The sequence below is a fragment of the Nocardia carnea genome (assembly GCF_029868855.1).
In the GTDB taxonomy this organism is placed as follows: Bacteria; Actinomycetota; Actinomycetes; order Mycobacteriales; family Mycobacteriaceae; genus Nocardia; species Nocardia carnea_A.
This window is the reverse complement of sequence record NZ_JARWOV010000238.1, coordinates 1-16,354: the sequence shown is the minus strand read 5'-3', so window position 1 is coordinate 16,354 and position 16,354 is coordinate 1. Positions and strand designations below refer to the sequence as shown.

General features: G+C 67.6%; 14 protein-coding genes. 8 read left to right on the top strand and 6 right to left on the bottom strand.

What is annotated here, in order from left to right:
* Window positions 1-64: 64 nt before the first annotated feature.
* From QH195_RS23110 to QH195_RS23100, 3 genes are all read left to right on the top strand, one after another.
* Window positions 65-1,645 (top strand): molybdopterin-dependent oxidoreductase, encoded by a 1,581-nt coding sequence (locus QH195_RS23110; RefSeq protein WP_432278318.1) that lies wholly within the window; start codon window positions 65-67, stop codon window positions 1,643-1,645.
* Window positions 1,646-1,966: 321 nt separating this feature from the next.
* The gene (locus QH195_RS23105; protein ID WP_280436979.1) at window positions 1,967-2,518 is read left to right on the top strand and encodes a Zn-ribbon domain-containing OB-fold protein; all 552 of its coding nucleotides are present in this window, start codon (window positions 1,967-1,969) and stop codon (window positions 2,516-2,518) included.
* Window positions 2,505-2,966: a hypothetical protein gene (locus tag QH195_RS23100; protein WP_280436978.1), complete on the top strand. Its 462-nt coding sequence runs from the start codon at window positions 2,505-2,507 to the stop codon at window positions 2,964-2,966. Before QH195_RS23105 ends, QH195_RS23100 begins: the two co-directional genes overlap by 14 nt.
* On the opposite strand, the gene QH195_RS23095 is transcribed toward QH195_RS23100, so the two are convergent.
* Both QH195_RS23095 and QH195_RS23090 read right to left on the bottom strand, forming a co-directional pair.
* Window positions 2,930-4,810, bottom strand: a complete 1,881-nt coding sequence (locus QH195_RS23095) for an ABC transporter ATP-binding protein (RefSeq protein ID WP_280436977.1) — start codon at window positions 4,808-4,810, stop codon at window positions 2,930-2,932. The two genes, QH195_RS23100 and QH195_RS23095, sit on opposite strands and share 37 nt — an antisense overlap.
* 74 nt (window positions 4,811-4,884) lie before the next feature.
* A complete protein-coding gene (locus tag QH195_RS23090) occupies window positions 4,885-5,970 on the bottom strand; it encodes a DNA polymerase IV (RefSeq protein WP_280436976.1) in 1,086 nt (361 codons plus the stop codon).
* Between the two features lie 315 nt (window positions 5,971-6,285).
* Between QH195_RS23090 and QH195_RS23085 the strand changes: the two genes are divergently transcribed.
* From QH195_RS23085 to QH195_RS23075, 3 genes are all read left to right on the top strand, one after another.
* Window positions 6,286-6,726, top strand: coding sequence for a PaaI family thioesterase (locus QH195_RS23085; protein WP_280424482.1), 441 nt, complete (start codon window positions 6,286-6,288; stop codon window positions 6,724-6,726).
* 420 nt (window positions 6,727-7,146) lie between these two features.
* Window positions 7,147-9,954: an FAD-binding and (Fe-S)-binding domain-containing protein gene (locus QH195_RS23080; RefSeq protein WP_280436975.1), complete on the top strand. Its 2,808-nt coding sequence runs from the start codon at window positions 7,147-7,149 to the stop codon at window positions 9,952-9,954.
* 351 nt (window positions 9,955-10,305) lie between these two features.
* Entirely contained in the window at window positions 10,306-11,202 is an 897-nt protein-coding gene (locus QH195_RS23075) for a DNA-3-methyladenine glycosylase family protein (RefSeq protein WP_280436988.1), read from the top strand.
* A 149-nt stretch (window positions 11,203-11,351) separates the two neighbouring features.
* On the opposite strand, the gene QH195_RS23070 is transcribed toward QH195_RS23075, so the two are convergent.
* Window positions 11,352-11,552 (bottom strand): hypothetical protein, encoded by a 201-nt coding sequence (locus tag QH195_RS23070; RefSeq protein WP_062978896.1) that lies wholly within the window; start codon window positions 11,550-11,552, stop codon window positions 11,352-11,354.
* A 272-nt stretch (window positions 11,553-11,824) separates the two neighbouring features.
* Here QH195_RS23070 and QH195_RS23065 point away from each other — a divergent pair, with 272 nt between their 5' ends.
* The gene (locus QH195_RS23065) at window positions 11,825-12,052 is read left to right on the top strand and encodes a DUF397 domain-containing protein (protein WP_280436974.1); all 228 of its coding nucleotides are present in this window, start codon (window positions 11,825-11,827) and stop codon (window positions 12,050-12,052) included.
* An 81-nt stretch (window positions 12,053-12,133) separates the two neighbouring features.
* Window positions 12,134-12,331, top strand: a complete 198-nt coding sequence (locus QH195_RS23060; RefSeq protein WP_033246590.1) for a hypothetical protein — start codon at window positions 12,134-12,136, stop codon at window positions 12,329-12,331.
* Window positions 12,332-12,372: 41 nt separating this feature from the next.
* Here the strand turns inward: QH195_RS23060 and QH195_RS23055 are convergent, their stop codons facing one another.
* Genes QH195_RS23055 through QH195_RS23045 form a run of 3 tightly spaced genes read right to left on the bottom strand, consistent with a single transcriptional unit; the run spans window position 12,373 to window position 15,933 of the window.
* Window positions 12,373-13,119, bottom strand: coding sequence for a succinate dehydrogenase/fumarate reductase iron-sulfur subunit (locus QH195_RS23055; RefSeq protein ID WP_280424485.1), 747 nt, complete (start codon window positions 13,117-13,119; stop codon window positions 12,373-12,375).
* A gap of 3 nt (window positions 13,120-13,122) precedes the next feature.
* Window positions 13,123-15,084: a fumarate reductase/succinate dehydrogenase flavoprotein subunit gene (locus tag QH195_RS23050; RefSeq protein WP_280436973.1), complete on the bottom strand. Its 1,962-nt coding sequence runs from the start codon at window positions 15,082-15,084 to the stop codon at window positions 13,123-13,125.
* A 15-nt stretch (window positions 15,085-15,099) separates the two neighbouring features.
* A complete protein-coding gene (locus tag QH195_RS23045; RefSeq protein WP_280436972.1) occupies window positions 15,100-15,933 on the bottom strand; it encodes a hypothetical protein in 834 nt (277 codons plus the stop codon).
* Window positions 15,934-16,354 lie beyond the last annotated feature (421 nt).

The window sequence follows — 16,354 nt, the reverse complement described above, 5'->3', positions numbered from 1 at the left end:
CTAGGTAGTTCGACGAACACCGGGGCAGGCGGGCCCACGGCCCGATGGCGGAACGAGGGTGCTGATGCAGGACATACCGGATCCGCCCGGAATCGCGCAACGATTCCGGGAGCCGACGCGTGAACCCACACCCCTGGCGGCCGGCCTGTGCGGTCTTGTGGCCGCCGGGATGGTGCTCGGTGTCGCGGAACTGTTCGCCGGTCTGATCGATCCGGACGCCTCACCGTTCGTCGCGACCGGCGCCACCGTGGTCGACTACACACCGAAGGCGTTGCGCGAGTTCGCCATCGAGCAATTCGGTACCGCCGACAAAGCCGTGCTGTTCGGATCGATGGGTGTGGTGACGGCGGTGCTCGCCGTCGTGGTGGGCCTGCTCGAGCGGCGGCGGCCCTTCGGTAGCGCGCTGCTGATCGCGCTCGGCCTCATCGTCTGTCTGGCCGTATCGGTGCGGCCCACCGCGGCTCCGGTGTTCGCGATTCCGATTCTGCTCGGTATCGCGGCGGGTGTTGCCACCCTGCGTTTCCTGATAGCAGCCGCGCCGCGCTCGAAGGGCGCGGACGAGGGGGCGGTCGACGATCCGTCCCGGCGCCGGTTCCTGGTGCTGGTGGCCGGCGCTGCCGCGGTGGCGGCCGGGAGCGCGGCCGCCGGACGCTGGGTCGGTGAGCGGATGCGGGCCGTGACCGCCGATCTGGAACGTTTCGTGTTGCCGCGCCCGGTGACTGCGGCAGCACCACCGCCACCGGGCACCGATCCGCCCGTCCGCGGGCTCACCGAATTCGTCACGCCCAACGACATGTTCTACCGAATCGACACCGCCCTGCGGATTCCGGCGGTGACCAGCCAGGACTGGCGGCTACGCATCCACGGAATGGTGGATCGCGAGATCGAACTGACCATGGAGGAGCTGCGCCGGCGCCCCGCCGTGGAGAAGATGATCACCTTGACCTGCGTCTCCAACGAGGTTGGCGGCGACCTGGCCGGCAACGCTCGCTGGATCGGATACCCGCTGGCAGACCTGCTCGCCGAGGCCGGGGTTCGTCCAGATGCGGATATGGTGCTGTCCACCAGCGCGGACGGATTCACCGCGGGGACGCCGGTGGCTGCTTTGACCGACGGTCGCGACGCGCTGCTGGCTGTCGGAATGAACGGCGCCCCGCTGCCGGTCGAGCACGGTTATCCGGCGCGGATGGTGGTCCCCGGGCTCTACGGCTACGTGAGCGCGACCAAATGGGTTGTCGACCTCGAACTCACCAGATTCGACAGAGCCGAGGCGTATTGGACCCGGCGCGGCTGGTCGGCGCGCGGCCCGATCAAGACCGCCTCGCAAATCGACGTACCCGCCCCGTTCGCGAGGATCGCTCCTGGACCGGCCGTTGTCGCGGGTGTGGCCTGGGCACAGCACCGCGGTATCGCCGCCGTGGAAGTCCAGGTCGACGACGGTCCGTGGCAACCCGCCCAACTCGCGCCGGAATACTCCTCGGATACTTGGCGGCAGTGGACCTGGCGCTGGGACGCGGTACCCGGCGAGCACACCGTGCGGGTACGTGCCACCGACAGCGAAGGGCGGGTGCAGACCGAACAGCGGGCCGATCCGGTACCCGACGGCGCCACCGGATGGCATACCCGGAGCTTCCGGGTCGAGTAAGTGCGGTGCCGTATCGACCTGGGCATCGGGGGCAAGTCGTCGTTGCAGTGGTGTCACCGCCCGCCCGGCATCTTTCGGCCTGTTGAGGGCACTGGAGCTGTGTCCGACCGCCCGGAGTCGCGGTCGCAACCGCGGAGAATCGGGGGATAGGTCGTTTCCGGCCGCACGATAAGTGACCCGAATCGGCGGTCGGCCGTTCAGTACGGCCGTGGGTCCGGTACGGAGCAGAAATAGGTATGTCGTAGGTCGTTCGGCCGACGCGTACGTACTCCGGGCCGACCATGCTGGCGTGACCCGTCGATGTCGTCAGCGAAGGCAATCATGCATCCATTCCGCTCCGAAATCCCCGGCAGTAGCGGCCCCACCACCGCAGAGCACGGGCCGGGCATATTGATGATCCGGCGCTGCGCGCGCTGCGACCGCCTGTTCGCGCCGCTCACTGTCGACTGCGCGTCGTGCGCCTCGAGCGACCTGGAACCGGTCCCGTCCTGTGGTGCCGGCTCGATCCTTTCCTGGCGGGTGGTGGAACGCGGCGTGACCGATACCGCGGCACCGTTGACCATTGCCATCGTCGAACTCGACGAGGGCCCGTGGGTCTACGCCTCGATCGAAGGGCGGATCCCGGCGGCGCCGTGCGGCCCGGTGCGGGTGGGGTTCCAGCCTTGCCCACGAGAGGACAGATTCCCGGTGTTCGCGGTGATCGGGGAAACCGGCGGGGGGGGGGGGGGCGCCCCCCCGGGGGGGGGGGGGGGGGGGGGGGGCGGGGGGGGGGGGGGGGGGGGGTGGGGGGGTAACCCGGCCGGCCGGCGGGCCCCCGGGGGGGGGGGGGGCGGGGGGGCCGAGGGAGCGGAGGCCGCATATGTCGTCGATTGACCGGCCGGACCCGGAATTTTCCTGCGGTGTCTCCTGGGTGCGTATCGCGTTGCAGCAGTGCCGTGCGCTGGAGATCGGCAGAGCAGTGGATGCCGCGACGCTACCCCTGGTGGGCTTCGCCATCCGCTGGGCACCGTTCGGCGGCGCGGGGGCCGAGGAAATTTTCCTGAAGTTCGGTGTGACCCGGCAGCGGTTTCTCGAATTGGTGGCCGAGGCGTTGCGACCACGCGGTTCCGACGATCCGCGCACCCGTCAGTTGAAGAGACATCTGCAGGAATCTTTGGCTCGGGCGTGGTGGGCCGATCCGGGCGACGGCGCCCGATCCGGTCCACCGGCGGCTCCATCGACCCGGGGGCGTCCCACGGCAGCGGTCCGGTCGGGAAGCCGAACCGGATCATCCGGTGCGGCCCTTCAGGCGGCGGCCGGTTCCGGTTCGCCGGCGAATTGAGTTCGGTAGAGCTCGGCGTAGCGGCCGCCGGCGGCGAGCAGTTCCGGATGCGTTCCGCGCTCCACGATCTGCCCCGCTTCCACCACCAAGATCTGATCTGCGGCGCGCACGGTGGAGAGGCGATGCGCGATCACCAGTGCGGTGCGGTCCTGCAACGCCTCGGTCAACGCGGCCTGTACCGCGGCTTCGGAGGTGGAGTCCAACGAGGCGGTGGCTTCGTCGAGGATTACCACTCGCGGTTGTTTGAGCAGCAGCCGGGCGATGGTGAGGCGCTGACGTTCGCCACCGGAGAGCCGGTAACCGCGTTCGCCGACCACGGTGTCCAGTCCGTCGGGTAGCGAGGCGATCAGATCACGTAACCGGGCGCGGCCCAGCGCATCCCACAGCTGTGCCTCGTCGGCATCGGGGGCGGCCAGTAGCAGATTGGACCGGATGGTGTCGTGGAACAGGTGCCCGTCCTGGGTTACCAGGCCTACCGTTTCCCGGATGGAGGCCGTGCTCAACTCGCGGACATCGGTGCCGCCCAGCCGTACCGAACCGGAATCGACATCGTAGAGTCGTGAAACCAGTTGGGCGATGGTCGATTTACCGGCGCCGGAGGAACCCACCAGGGCGATGAGCTCGCCCGGTTCGGCGCGCAGGCTGACGCCGTGCAGCACTTCCTCACCACCGCGGGTGTCCAGGGTCGCCACCTCCTCCAGTGAAGCCAGCGAGACCTTGTCCGCCGCAGGGTATCCGAAGCGCACATCGTCGAATTCCACCGCGACACCACCGGCCGGGACCGGCCGGGCGCCGGGCGCATCCTCGATCAGCGGTTCGAGATCGAGGACCTCGAAGACCCGCTCGAAGCTGACCAGGGCCGACATGACCTCCATCCGTGCGCTCGCGAGTGCGGTGAGCGGCGAGTACAGCCTGGTCAGCAGGAGCGACAGGGCCACGACCGCCCCCGCGTCGAGCTGCCCGCGCAGCGCATACCAACCGCCCAGGCCGTACACCAGCGCCACGGCCAGTGCCGAGACCAGCGTCAAAGCCGTGACGAACACGGTTTGCAGCATGGCGGTACGCACCCCGATATCGCGCACCCGCCGCGCGCGCAGGGCGAATTCGCCGGACTCTTGATCCGGCCGGCCGAACAGCTTCACCAGGGTGGCGCCCGGCGCCGAGAAACGTTCGGTCATCTGGGTGCTCATGGCCGCGTTCAGCCCGGCGGCCTCGCGCTGGATATCGGCCAGCCGATCACCCATCCGCCGGGCCGGTATCACGAAGACCGGTAGCAACAGCAGGGCGAGCAGCGTGATCTGCCAGGACAGCTGGAGCATCACCACCAGGGTGAGCATGACGGTCACGAGGTTGGCGACCACTCCGGAGAGGGTGTCGCTGAAGGCGCGCTGTGCCCCGATCACATCGTTGTTCAGGCGGCTGACCAGGGCACCGGTCCGGGTCCGGGTGAAGAACGCGATCGGCATGCGCTGGACATGATCGAACACGGCGGTGCGCAGATCGAGGATCAGTCCCTCCCCGATACGGGCCGACAGCCACCGGATCGCCAGACCCAGCCCGGCATCGAGGACGGCGAGGCCGGCGATGGCAAGGGCCAGCATGATCACCGTCCGGGCGGCGGAGCCGTCGACTATTTCGTCGACTACCCGGCCCGCCAGCAGGGGGGTGGCCACCGCGAGGACCGCGGCTACGACGCTGAGCACCAGGAACGCACCCATCCGGCGCCGGTGCGACCGCGCGAATCCCAGGATCCGCCGGGCCGTGGCGAGACTGAACGCCCGCTGTTCCTCGGGGGCGTGCATCCGCCGGTACATCTGATCCCAGGCAACCGATTCCATGCTCATCCGACATGTCCTTCCGCTCCGGAGCCCGATTCAACTCCAGTGCACCGACACTAAAAGCTCAACCATCATTGAGGTCAAGCTGCCGGGTCCGGGACGGGTGCCAGTTCGAGCCGGACGCCGAGCAGCCGGATCGGACGGTCCAGCGGAAACCGGTCGAGAACGCGCAACGCGGTGTCGACGATGGTGGCGACATCCGTTGTGGGTTCGCCCAGTTTCGACTGTTTACTGCGGGTATAGAAAGTGCTGGTCCGCACCGTGACCGCAACCCGGACGGCGATCCGGCCCGCCGCGGCGATCTCCGCGGTGACCTCCGCCGCCAGCCGCGCGACCTGCTCGCGTATCTCGTCGCGGTCGGTGAGGTCGCGTGGGAAAGTCTCCGATTTACTGCGGCCCACCGGCGGTGGCGGTGCGGTCACCACCTCGGTATCGCCGGCCCCGCGACTCATTACCCACAGATACGGACCGTTGGTGGGCCCGAACTCGGCCGCCAGCACTGCGCGGTCCGCGCCCATCAGATCGCCGATAGTATGAATATCCAATTCGGCCAGCCGGGCTGCGATCCGGTTACCTATTCCCCACAGCGCGTTCGTCGGCCGATGCGCCATCACCTGCGACCAGTTCGCCGCCGTCAACCGGAACGTGCCCGCGTGGGCACCGGGTTGGTCGGCGGGCGTATCGACGGATTTACCGACCGATTTGGCGAAACCGGTCGCCAGTTTGGCGGTGAGCTTGTTGTCCCCGATACCCACCGCGCAGGTCAGGCCGAGTTCGGCGACGCCGGTACGGATCGCGGCCGCCAGACTCTCCGGGTCGTCGGTCTCGGCCGCCACGAACGCCTCATCCCAACCCCATACCTCCACCTGGTCGGTGAAGGTCCGCAGTAGCGCCATGACCTGCTCGGAGGCCTCGTCGTAGCTGGGCGGGTCCAGCGGCAGGAAAACTCCCTCGGGACATTTACGCGCCGCCGTCCGCAGTGGCATCCCGGCCCGGACACCGAAGGCCCGCGCCGGGTACGACGCGCAGGTCACGACCTTGCGGGGTTCCTCGGGGTCCCCGTTCCCGCCCACGATCACCGGCAGGCCGCGCAGTTCGGGATGCCGGCGGAACTCCACCGCGGCCTGGAATTGGTCGAGGTCGACATGCAAGAGCCATCTGGCCACGTCTGCAGTCTTACTCCTCCCGGGTGACAACCAGGTGGATATCGCCCGGAGTGGACGGTGCGTTCGACGCTCCACCGGGTGTCGTCCGCAGGCCCGTGCGATGGGCTTGCAGTTCCATCGAGTGGCGGCCAGGGGACTGTCGGGGGGAGGAGTTGCGCGCGGTGTGCTGGGTGTGGGTTTCGCCGGGCGAGTGATGGGCACGTCCGCCGGGCGGCAGACTGGAGTCGCACCGCCCGGCACCGGCGCGGCTCCACCGAGTGGCGCGTTCGCCCGACCGAGAGCGCGGCACACTTGCTCACCGACCGAAAGGCGAAGATGTCCCATCCAGCCCCGCTCGATTTCGACCTGGCCGCGAAAGTGCTGGCCGCCCAGCCGTTCGCCAACCTGGTCGGCACCGAGCTCGCCGCGTTCGAAACCGGCTCCGCGACACTGATCGTGCCGATCCGCCCGGAACTCGCCCAGCAGTTCGGCTATATCCACGGCGGAGTACTGGCCTACCTGGCCGACAACGCGGTCACCTTCGCCGCCGGGACGGTGCTCGGGGCGAATGTGCTCACCGGCGGTTTCTCGGTCACCTACCTGCGTCCCGCCCGTGGTGAGCGGCTGCGCGCCGTCGCCACGGTCACCGGGTCCACTCGGCGCCAGGCCGTGGTGAACTGCGTGATCACCGCCGAATCGGACGGTTCCGACCCCGTGCAGTGTGCGCTTGCCCAGGGCACCGTGCGTTCTGTGGAACGGGACCTCGGCGACTCCTGACCCGCGCTTCGCGTGCACTCGGGGCAGAAGGACCGACCGATCGAGGGAGCCGACCGGCGTGACACTTCGAGACAGCAGGCGTCGCCGCCGGGCCGGCGAGCAGTCTTTCCGGGTCGTGCCCGGTGAGAACGGCGCCGCTCATGATGGGTGAGGGACGCCCGAGTGGATCCGATGAGCGGCCGAGACCTGTTCGAGTCGTCATGGCGCCGGCGGTTGTCGGACGAATAGCCGCCACAAGCTTGCATCCGGTCGGAGCACGACCCGCTCTACTGCGCCCAACGGACGTGGGTCCGGTCTGGGCGCCGGCATCCGGCGCCGTAGTGAGGCCGTGGCAGAGTTCCGGTGCGCCGCGTGTTCGGGGGGCGGCATATCGGCGCGCAGGCCCGGGACGGAGCCGATGGTGCGCCTAGGCTGGTCGCTGTGACCGACCACGACAGGCGGCGGGATACGCTCGCGCGGGAGCTGTGTGCCCGGATCGGTGCGGATGCGGTGGACACGTCCTATCGCCGCCGGGCGGAGTACTCCGCCGATGCGTCGAACTACCGGGTGCTTCCGGAGGTCGTGGTGTTTCCCCGGTCGGACGCAGACGTGGCGGCAGTGCTGGAACTCGCACGTTCCGAAGGTATCCCCCTGACCCCGCGTGGCGGCGGAACCTCCGTGGCCGGCAATGCCGTGGGCCCCGGCATCGTCTGCGATTTCAGCAGGCATATGACCGGTATCGCCGAGATCGATCCGCAACGCCGCACCGCCCGGGTGCAGCCCGGCGTGGTGTTGGCCGATCTGCAGCGCTCGGCGCGAGAACACGGGTTGCGGTTCGGTCCCGACCCGTCCACACAGGACCGCTGCACGCTCGGTGGAATGATCGGCAACAACGCGTGCGGACCGCATGCCATCGCCTGGGGTCGCACCTCCGACCGGGTTCGTGAGCTGCGGATCCTCGACGGGACCGGCACCGAGCGCCGACTCGCAGACGACCTGGCCGCGGTGCCCGGGCTACCCGAGTTCACCGGCGCCTCGCTCGCGGTACTGCGCACCGATCTCGGCCGGTTCGATCGCCAGGCCTCCGGCTACGGTCTGGAGTACCTACTTCCGGAGCGGGGTAGTTCGGTCGCCGGCGCTTTCGTCGGCACCGAGGGCACCTGCGGGGTGCTGCTGGAAGCCGAAGTGGAGTTGGTGCCGATTCCCGCCGCGACCTTGCTCGTCGTGCTCGGTTACGAGGATCTGGCAACAGCGGCCGACGATATCGCCGCGGTGCTCGCGGTGGCGCCGGTAGCGGTGGAGGGAATCGACGCACGTTTGGTCGATATGGTGCGCGCCCACGGCAGGCGGGTACCGGATCTTCCGCGAGGACACGGCTGGTTGTTCGTCGAACTGGCGGGTGACAGCCCGGCCGCTGCCCGGGCCGCCGCCGATCGATTGTGCCGGACGGCCGGTGCCCTCGACAGCCGTGTCATCGCCGACCCGGGTGCCGCCGCGGCACTGTGGCGGATCCGCGCCGACGGCGCCGGCCTGGCCGGGCGCACCCGCGACGGGCAGCCGGCCTGGCCCGGCTGGGAAGATGCCGCCGTGCCACCCCCTCGATTGGGTGCCTACCTGCGCGATTTCGAGGAGTTGACGCGGGAGCACAAGGTCGACGGTTTGCTCTACGGGCATATCGGCGACGGTTGTATGCATGTTCGGCTGGATCTGCCCATCGCCGAGGGACCCGATCGCGTCCGCGCTTTCCTGACCGATGCGGCGCATCTCGTGGTGCGTCACGGCGGTTCGCTCAGCGGCGAGCACGGCGACGGGCGGGCCCGTTCGGAACTGCTGGAGATCATGTACTCGCCCGAGGTCCGTGCCGTTTTCGCCGGATACAAGGCGCTCTTCGATCCGGCGGGTGTCCTCAACCCCGGAGTGTTGGTGCAGCCGCGGCCGCTGGATGCCGATCTCCGGTTGCGCGGGCTGGGTCCGATGCCATCGGCCGGTGGTTTCGTGCTCGACCGCGACGGCGGCGACCTGTCCACAGCGGTGCACCGCTGCGTCGGGGTGGGCAAATGCCGGGCCGATACCCGCGCCGCGGGCGGCTTCATGTGCCCGTCCTATCTCGCGACCGCCGATGAGAAGGACACCACCCGGGGTAGGGCCCGGGTACTGCAGGAGGTCGTCCGGGGCGATCTCGCTTGGTCCGCGCCGGCGGTGGCCGAATCCCTGGACCTGTGCCTGTCCTGCCGGGCCTGCGGTACCGACTGCCCGGCCGGGGTCGATATGGCGACCTACAAGTCCGAGACCCTGTACCGCCGCTACCGGCGCCGTCTCCGGCCGCGCGACCACTATGCGCTGGGTATGCTCCCACGCTGGCTCGCGGGGGCGACTCGCCTGCCTCGTCTGGTGAACGCCGCGGCGCGGGTGGAGCCGTTGCGGCGATGGGGTATGCGCGCTGCAGGCGCCGACCCGCGGCGGGCGGTCCCGGAACTGGCCGCCCGCCCGTTCCGGCGGATATGGCAGAAGGAATCGTCCAAACAGCAGGTGCGGGTCCCGGAAGTGGGAACCGTGATGCTCTGGGTCGATACCTTCACCAATGCTTTCGACCCGGAGATCGCGCAGGCGGCGGTGACGCTGCTGAACTCGCTGGGGTATCGGGTCGTACTGCCCGATCGGCAGGTGTGTTGCGGGCTCACCTGGATCAGCACCGGGCAATTGGACGGTGCGCGTGCCCGGTTACGGCGGACCCTCGACCATCTCGACCCCCATGTTCGCGCCGGCGGGCTCGTCATCGGTCTCGAACCATCGTGCACGGCCGCACTGCGCGCCGACCTACCGGAGCTGCTCCCCGACGACGCGCGCGCTCGCCCGGTGGCTGCCGCGGTGCGTACGCTCGCGGAGTTCTTGCTGGCGCAGCCGGATTGGTGTCCGCCCGGCCGTCCCGACCGCCCGATCGTGGTGCAACCACACTGCCATCACTATTCCGTTCTGGGCTTCGATGCCGATCGCCGGATATTTGCCAGCATGGGTATGAATGTGACAGAAATCGCAGGATGCTGCGGTCTCGCCGGTAATTTCGGAATGCAACAGGGCCACTATGAAATATCGGTGTCGGTGGCCGGAAACGGATTGCTTCCGGCTCTGGCGAGCGCACCACCCGGCGCCGTGTTCGTGGCAGACGGCTTCTCCTGCCGTACCCAGGCCGATCAACTGGCTGCTGGGCGCGGCCGGCATCTTGCGCAAATCCTATTGGACCACTGGTGATTTCGGCTTATCGCCGCCCGGATTTCGTACTTGCGGGCGACCGGGCGGCCCGCCCGGTCACCCGCTGCGGGGATCAGCTTCCGGACGGCAGAGTGCCCGGCTGGATTTCGTAACCGGAACTACCGGCGAAGACACTGCCCCACAGATCGAGCAGCCAATTGAGTGCCTCGGTGATCATGAAACCTCCAATCGTGGCAACAGCCGCATATTTGCTCAACTCGGTTCATATCGTCTCCCGAACCACTGTCGTTACCGGGTAAGGAAACGACTGCGTCCGGTCTTTGCGGGCACAATGGCGGGGTGCCACTTCGATCCGCAGGATCCCCGGCCGAGTCCTCGGGAACCACCCGCGTGCTGGCAGCCGACGGGCCTATCCAGCTCTCGCATACCCTGGCGCCGCTACGCCGCGGGCCCGCCGACCCCTGCCATCAGATCGACCGCGACGGTGCGCACTGGCGGGCATCGCGGATGCCGGCCGGGCCCGTGACCTATCGGCTGACCCAGACCGCGCCGCACGCCATCACCGCGGATGCCTGGGGTCCGGGCGCCGCGGAATTTCTCGACCAGCTCGATTCGATGTTCTGCCTGGACGAGAATCTGGACGATTTCGTACCCACCCATCCCACGATCGCCGCCGCTCATCAACGGAATCCGGGATTGCGCATGCTGCGCACCGGGCGGGTGTTCGAGGCTCTGGTCCCGGCGATCCTGGAGCAGAAGGTCACCATCGTATCGTCGCATGCCGCATGGCGGACCCTGGTGCATCGGTTCGGTGATCCGGCACCGGGTCCGGCACCAGAAGGTATGCGGGTTCCGCCGGATGCCGCGACCTGGGCGCGCATACCTTCGTGGAGCTATCACCGCGCCAATGTGGGGCCGCAGCGGTGGCAGACCATCGTGCGGGCGGCGCGGGTGGCCGATTCGCTGGAGCGTACGGCCGGACTCCCGCCGGCCGAGGCCGCCCGCAGATTGTGCACGATCCCGGGTATAGGGGAGTGGACAGCCGCGGAAACCGCGCAGCGCGCGTTCGGTGATGCCGACGCCCTGTCGGTGGGCGATTTCCACCTGGCCTCGGTGGTGGGCTGGACCCTGCTCGGCCGGGATATCGACGACACCGAGATGCTCGAATACCTCGAGCCGGTGCGTCCGCATCGCTATCGCACGATTCGGCTGCTGGAGGTCAGCGGTCAGGCCCGTAAGCCGCGGTTCGGCCCACGCGCGCCGATCACCGACCACAGCCGTCGCTGAGCTGAGTTCATGGCGCCGCCCCCGGCGTCGCGGGGTTCGGGGGCCCCTTGGGTATCGTTTTTCACTCCGCCGCTCTGTCGCTCCAGAACGAAACGGCCCCGAACCGCCGGTGTTGGCCTTCTCGAAGGCGGCGTCGCGGGTAGGGCGGTCTATTGAAGTGCCCGATTGTCCAGTACGCAGCGGCCGGATTCCACCAGCGTCGCCCGGGCGCGGCGGCGTACCCGGCACATATCCACCGTGCAGTCCAGGTGCAGTTGCATCGCCGAATGCGCTTGTTCGGCGGTCATGTCGCCCGGATCGTCCCCGCAGTCGAGCAGCGTGGGGATCTGGGTACTCAGATTCAACCGCATCACACACGACCTCCTTGTGAACCCGCGGCGATCCTGTTGTCCGCGGTGGGTTTCCGGGTGTGCACATACGACCAACAGCTCACCATAGGCCGAGAACCACCCGGAACGGGTGATTTTCGGCGGTTTTGCCCGCATCGAATCCGCATTGCGCCGGTACGCCAGGAATATCCGGCCCGATCGGGCCGCCCCTGCGCGTAGCATCGCGCTCGGCGCCGGTGCGGGCGGCGCCGCCCCCCGACGGAACATAGTGCGGCTGATGGAGGAGAACCCGAATGAGCGTCGACAACGGTACGAAGGTGGATCTTTCCGGTGCCGAATGGCTGAGCAGCCCCCCGGACGGTGCGCCCGGTTCGCACAGTGTCGAGATCGCGATGCTCGCCGACGGTCATGTGGGCATGCGGGACGGTAAGAACCCCGACGGGCCGGTGCTGATCTTCACCCCGGGAGAGTGGGCCGCCTTCACGGCGGGCGTGCGGGACGGCGAGTTCGATCGTCCGTGACCCCGCCGCACGTCTGCGGTCGTTCGATACGACCCGGTCACGGCAGGTTTACCAGGTCGTATAACGGGTAGACAACGATATGTGGACCGAGGGATCAAGAATTCCCATCCCCGGCTGCGCAAGTTGGGGCCCAGCGACGGTGTGGCGTGGCTGATCGTCGGGCTGCTCTTCGCGGCGGCCGCGGTGGGGGTGTTCGTACTCACCGGATCGGTGCTTTCGGCACTGTTCGTCGGTGTGCTCGTGGCGTTGGTCGCCACGGGTGTGGTCACGATGCTGTGACCACACCCGTCCGGCCGTGAAGATTGTCGCCGCGTCCGTGCTCAGCGGCGGAACAGTTTGTTGCCGAGCCAGACGATCGGGTCGTACTTGCGGTCGGCGACACGTTCCTTCATCGGGATCAGTGCATTGTCGGTGATCTTGATGTGCTCCGGACACACCTCGGTACAGCATTTGGTGATGTTGCAGTAGCCCAGACCGTGCTCTTCCTGGGCCTCGTCGCGGCGGTCGGCCACATCGAGCGGATGCATCTCCAGCTCCGCGATACGCATCAGATACCGCGGCCCGGCGAACGATTCCTTGTTCTCGTCGTGGTCACGAACCACATGGCAGGTGTTCTGGCAGAGGAAGCATTCGATGCATTTGCGGAATTCCTGCGATCGCGCGACATCGACCTGCTGCATCCGGTACTCGCCCGGTTTCAGATCCGGTGGCGGCGTGAAAGACGGTATCTCCCGCGCCTTTTCGTAGTTGTAGGACACATCGGTCACCAGATCGCGAATCACCGGGAAGGCCCGCAGTGGTGTCACAGTGACCACGTCTTCCGGCGTGAAGGTGGACATCCGGGTCATGCACAGCAGTCGCGGCCGGCCGTTGACTTCGGCCGAACACGACCCGCATTTTCCGGCCTTACAGTTCCACCGGACGGCCAGATCGGGCGCCTGGGTCGCCTGCAGCCGGTGGATGATGTCGAGAACCACCTCGCCCTCGTTCACCGGCACCGTGAAATCCTGGAGCTCCCCGGTCTCGGAATCGCCGCGCCATACGCGGAACTGGGCGTCGTAACTCATCGCTCACGCCTCCTCGGTCTTTGCTTCGCGGTCCGGTGCGGCCGAACCGCCTTCGGCCGCCGGATGCCCGGCGAGCTCGTCCGGGGTGTAGTACTTCTCCAGTTCCCCGAGCTCGAACAGGGCCAGCAGTTCGGGGCGCATAGGCGTTTGTTCGCGGACGGTCACCGAGATATCGGGGACGCCGGATTCGGCCGATTCGCCGTCGATCGCGCAGACCAGCAGTTTGTTGCGCCACTGCGGGTCCATACCCGGATGGTCGTCGCGGGTATGGCCGCCGCGGCTCTCGGTGCGCAGCAGCGCGGCCTGGGCCACGCATTGGCTGACCAGCAGCATATTGCGCATATCGAGGGCCAGATGCCAGCCCGGATTGAACTGGCGGTGCCCTTCGATGGTGACGTGGGCGAACCTTTCGCGCAGCCCGTCCAGCCGGGTGATGGCCTCGCGGACTTCGTGTTCTTTGCGGATGATGCCGACCAGATCGTTCATGGTCTGCTGGAGATCGGTGTGCAAAGTGTAGGGGTTTTCACCCGAACCGCCTTCCGGCGGATCGAAAGGTGCCAGTGCGATTTCCGCCGCGGCCGCGATATCGGTCTCCGTGATCGCCGGCCGGTCGGCGAGCTTCCGGACGTACTCGGCCGCGCCGAGCCCTGCCCGGCGGCCGAAGACCAGCAGATCCGACAGCGAGTTCCCGCCGAGCCGGTTGGAGCCGTGCATACCACCGGAACATTCCCCGGCGGCGAAGAGCCCGGGTACGTGAGCGGCACCGGTATCCGGGTCGACCTCGATACCGCCCATGACGTAGTGGCAGGTCGGGCCCACCTCCATGGGTTCCTTCGTAATATCCACGTCCGCCAGTTCCTTGAACTGGTGATGCATGGACGGCAGCCGCCGGGTGATCTCCTCGGGGGTCAGCCGGGAGGCGATATCGAGGTAGACACCGCCGTGTGGAGTGCCCCGGCCGGCCTTCACCTCTTCGTTGATCGCCCGCGCCACTTCGTCGCGGGGGAGCAGATCAGGGGTACGGCGGGCCGAATCGTTATCGCGCAGCCACTGGTCGGCCTCCTCCTCGGTTTCGGCGTACTGGCCTTTGAAGACCGCGGGAATGTAGTCGAACATGAAGCGTTTGCCCTCGGTGTTCTTCAGTACCCCGCCGTCCCCGCGCACCCCCTCGGTGACAAGAATGCCTTTCACACTGGGCGGCCAGACCATCCCGGTGGGATGGAACTGCAGGAACTCCATATTGATCAGCCGCGCACCGGCGCGCAGGGCAAGCGCGTGCCCGTCACCGGTGTACTCCCAGGAGTTCGAGGTGACCTTGTAGGACTTACCGATACCCCCTGTCGCCAGGACTACGGCCGGCGTTTCGAACAGGATGAACCGTCCGGATTCGCGCCAGTAGCCGAAGGCGCCGCTGATCCGGTCGCCGTCCTTCAGCAGATCGGTGATGGTGCATTCGGCGAAGACCTTGATCCGTGCCTCGTAGTCACCGGTTTCGGCGTAATCCTCCTGCTGCAGCGAAACGATCTTCTGCTGCATGGTGCGGATCAGCTCGAGACCGGTCCGGTCGCCCACATGGGCCAGCCGCGGATAGGTGTGGCCACCGAAATTTCGCTGACTGATCCGTCCGTCGGGTGTCCGGTCGAACAGGGCACCATAGGTTTCCAGTTCCCAGACGCGGTCCGGCGCCTCCAGCGCGTGCAGTTCGGCCATCCGCCAGTTGTTCAGGAACTTCCCGCCACGCATGGTGTCGCGGAAATGGGTTTGCCAGCTGTCCTTCTCGTTGGCGTTCCCCATGGCCGCCGCGCAGCCGCCCTCGGCCATCACGGTATGTGCTTTGCCGAACAGCGATTTGCATACGACCGCCACCGACAGGCCGTGTTCGCGGGCCTCGATCACAGCGCGTAGTCCGGCACCTCCGGCACCGATCACGACCACGTCGTAGGTGTGCCGTTCCACTTCGGGCATAGCCGTCCAAACTCCTCAGTCGATGATGCGAAGATCAGAAATCGTGCCGCTCGCCACCAGCATCACGTAGAAGTCGGTGAGCACGAGGGTGCCGAGCGTCGTCCAGGCCAGCGCCATATGCCTGGTGTTGAGCTTGGAGATCTGGGTCCAGAACCAGTAGCGCACCGGGTGGGCGGAGAAGTGTTTCAACCGGCCGCCGGCGATATGCCGGCAGGAATGGCAGGACAGGGTGTAAGCCCACAGCAGGATCACGTTCCCGGTGAGGACCAGGCTGCCCAGGCCTATCCCGAAACCACCGGATCTGCCGTGGAAGGCGCCGATCGCGTCGTAGGTGTTGATCACCGAGATGATCACCGCGACATAGAAGAAATAGCGGTGCGCGTTCTGGATGATCAGCGGCAGCCGGGTCTCACCGGTGTACTTCGCGTGGGGTTCGGCCACCGCGCACGCCGGGGGCGAGAACCACACCGACCGGTAGTAGGCCTTGCGGTAGTAGTAGCAGGTGAGCCGGAAACCGAGCAGGAAAGGCAGCACCAGGAACCCGAGCGGGATGAACATCGGCAGGTCGCCGAACGGTGTGCCGAAATGGCTCGATCCCTCGACGCAGGAAGTACTCAGGCAGGGTGAGTAGAACGGCGTCAGGTAGTGATAGTCGGGCACCCAGTACGCGGTCCGTACGAACGATCTGACGGTCGCGTAGACGACGAAGGCGGCGAGCCCGATCACGGTGATCAGGGGAGGTAGCCACCATCGATCCGTGCGTAGGGTGCGGGCGCTGATCCGGGCCCGGGTCTTGCTGAAAACGCCTGTTCCCGATTCGGGAGCGGTCGTCGTTGTCGCGGCACTCACTGGTCGATGCCTCACTGATCGGCGGTGCGGAAGGCCGGAAGACCTCCGCGATCGAATGTGATGCTGAGCACCATACGGCAGGGTTGCTATCGGTCGAGCGGGGTCGGCGCAATCTCGAGGGCCTTCAGGTGCAGTGATTTGCGCCACATTTACTGCCGATCTTGTCGGGTGAATACACCGCAAACACGAGCGGGGGGGCGGCCCGCCCGCCGCCCCCCCCGCCCGGCCCCCCCCCCCCGGGGGGGGGGGGGGGGGGGTGGTTTTTAGGGAGATTATAGGGGGGGGGCTGGGGGGGGGGGGGGGGGGGGGCGCGCGCGGGGGGGCGGCGCGCCGCCCCCGCCCCGCTCGTGTTTGCGGTGTATTCACCCGACAAGATCGGCAGTAAATGTGGCGCAAATCACTGCACCTGAAGGCCCTCGAG

What these genes read in the sequence shown, in the direction of transcription:
- QH195_RS23110 (WP_432278318.1), top strand. Translation starts at nt 65, where the DNA reads ATGCAGGACATACCGGATCCGCCCGGAATCGCGCAACGATTCCGGGAG.
- QH195_RS23100 (WP_280436978.1), top strand. Translation starts at nt 2,505, where the DNA reads ATGTCGTCGATTGACCGGCCGGACCCGGAATTTTCCTGCGGTGTCTCC.
- QH195_RS23065 (WP_280436974.1), top strand. Translation starts at nt 11,825, where the DNA reads ATGAGCGTCGACAACGGTACGAAGGTGGATCTTTCCGGTGCCGAATGG.
- QH195_RS23050 (WP_280436973.1), bottom strand. Translation starts at nt 15,084, where the DNA reads ATGCCCGAAGTGGAACGGCACACCTACGACGTGGTCGTGATCGGTGCC.
- QH195_RS23055 (WP_280424485.1), bottom strand. Translation starts at nt 13,119, where the DNA reads ATGAGTTACGACGCCCAGTTCCGCGTATGGCGCGGCGATTCCGAGACC.
- QH195_RS23105 (WP_280436979.1), top strand. Translation starts at nt 1,967, where the DNA reads ATGCATCCATTCCGCTCCGAAATCCCCGGCAGTAGCGGCCCCACCACC.
- QH195_RS23095 (WP_280436977.1), bottom strand. Translation starts at nt 4,810, where the DNA reads ATGAGCATGGAATCGGTTGCCTGGGATCAGATGTACCGGCGGATGCAC.
- QH195_RS23070 (WP_062978896.1), bottom strand. Translation starts at nt 11,552, where the DNA reads ATGCGGTTGAATCTGAGTACCCAGATCCCCACGCTGCTCGACTGCGGG.
- QH195_RS23085 (WP_280424482.1), top strand. Translation starts at nt 6,286, where the DNA reads ATGTCCCATCCAGCCCCGCTCGATTTCGACCTGGCCGCGAAAGTGCTG.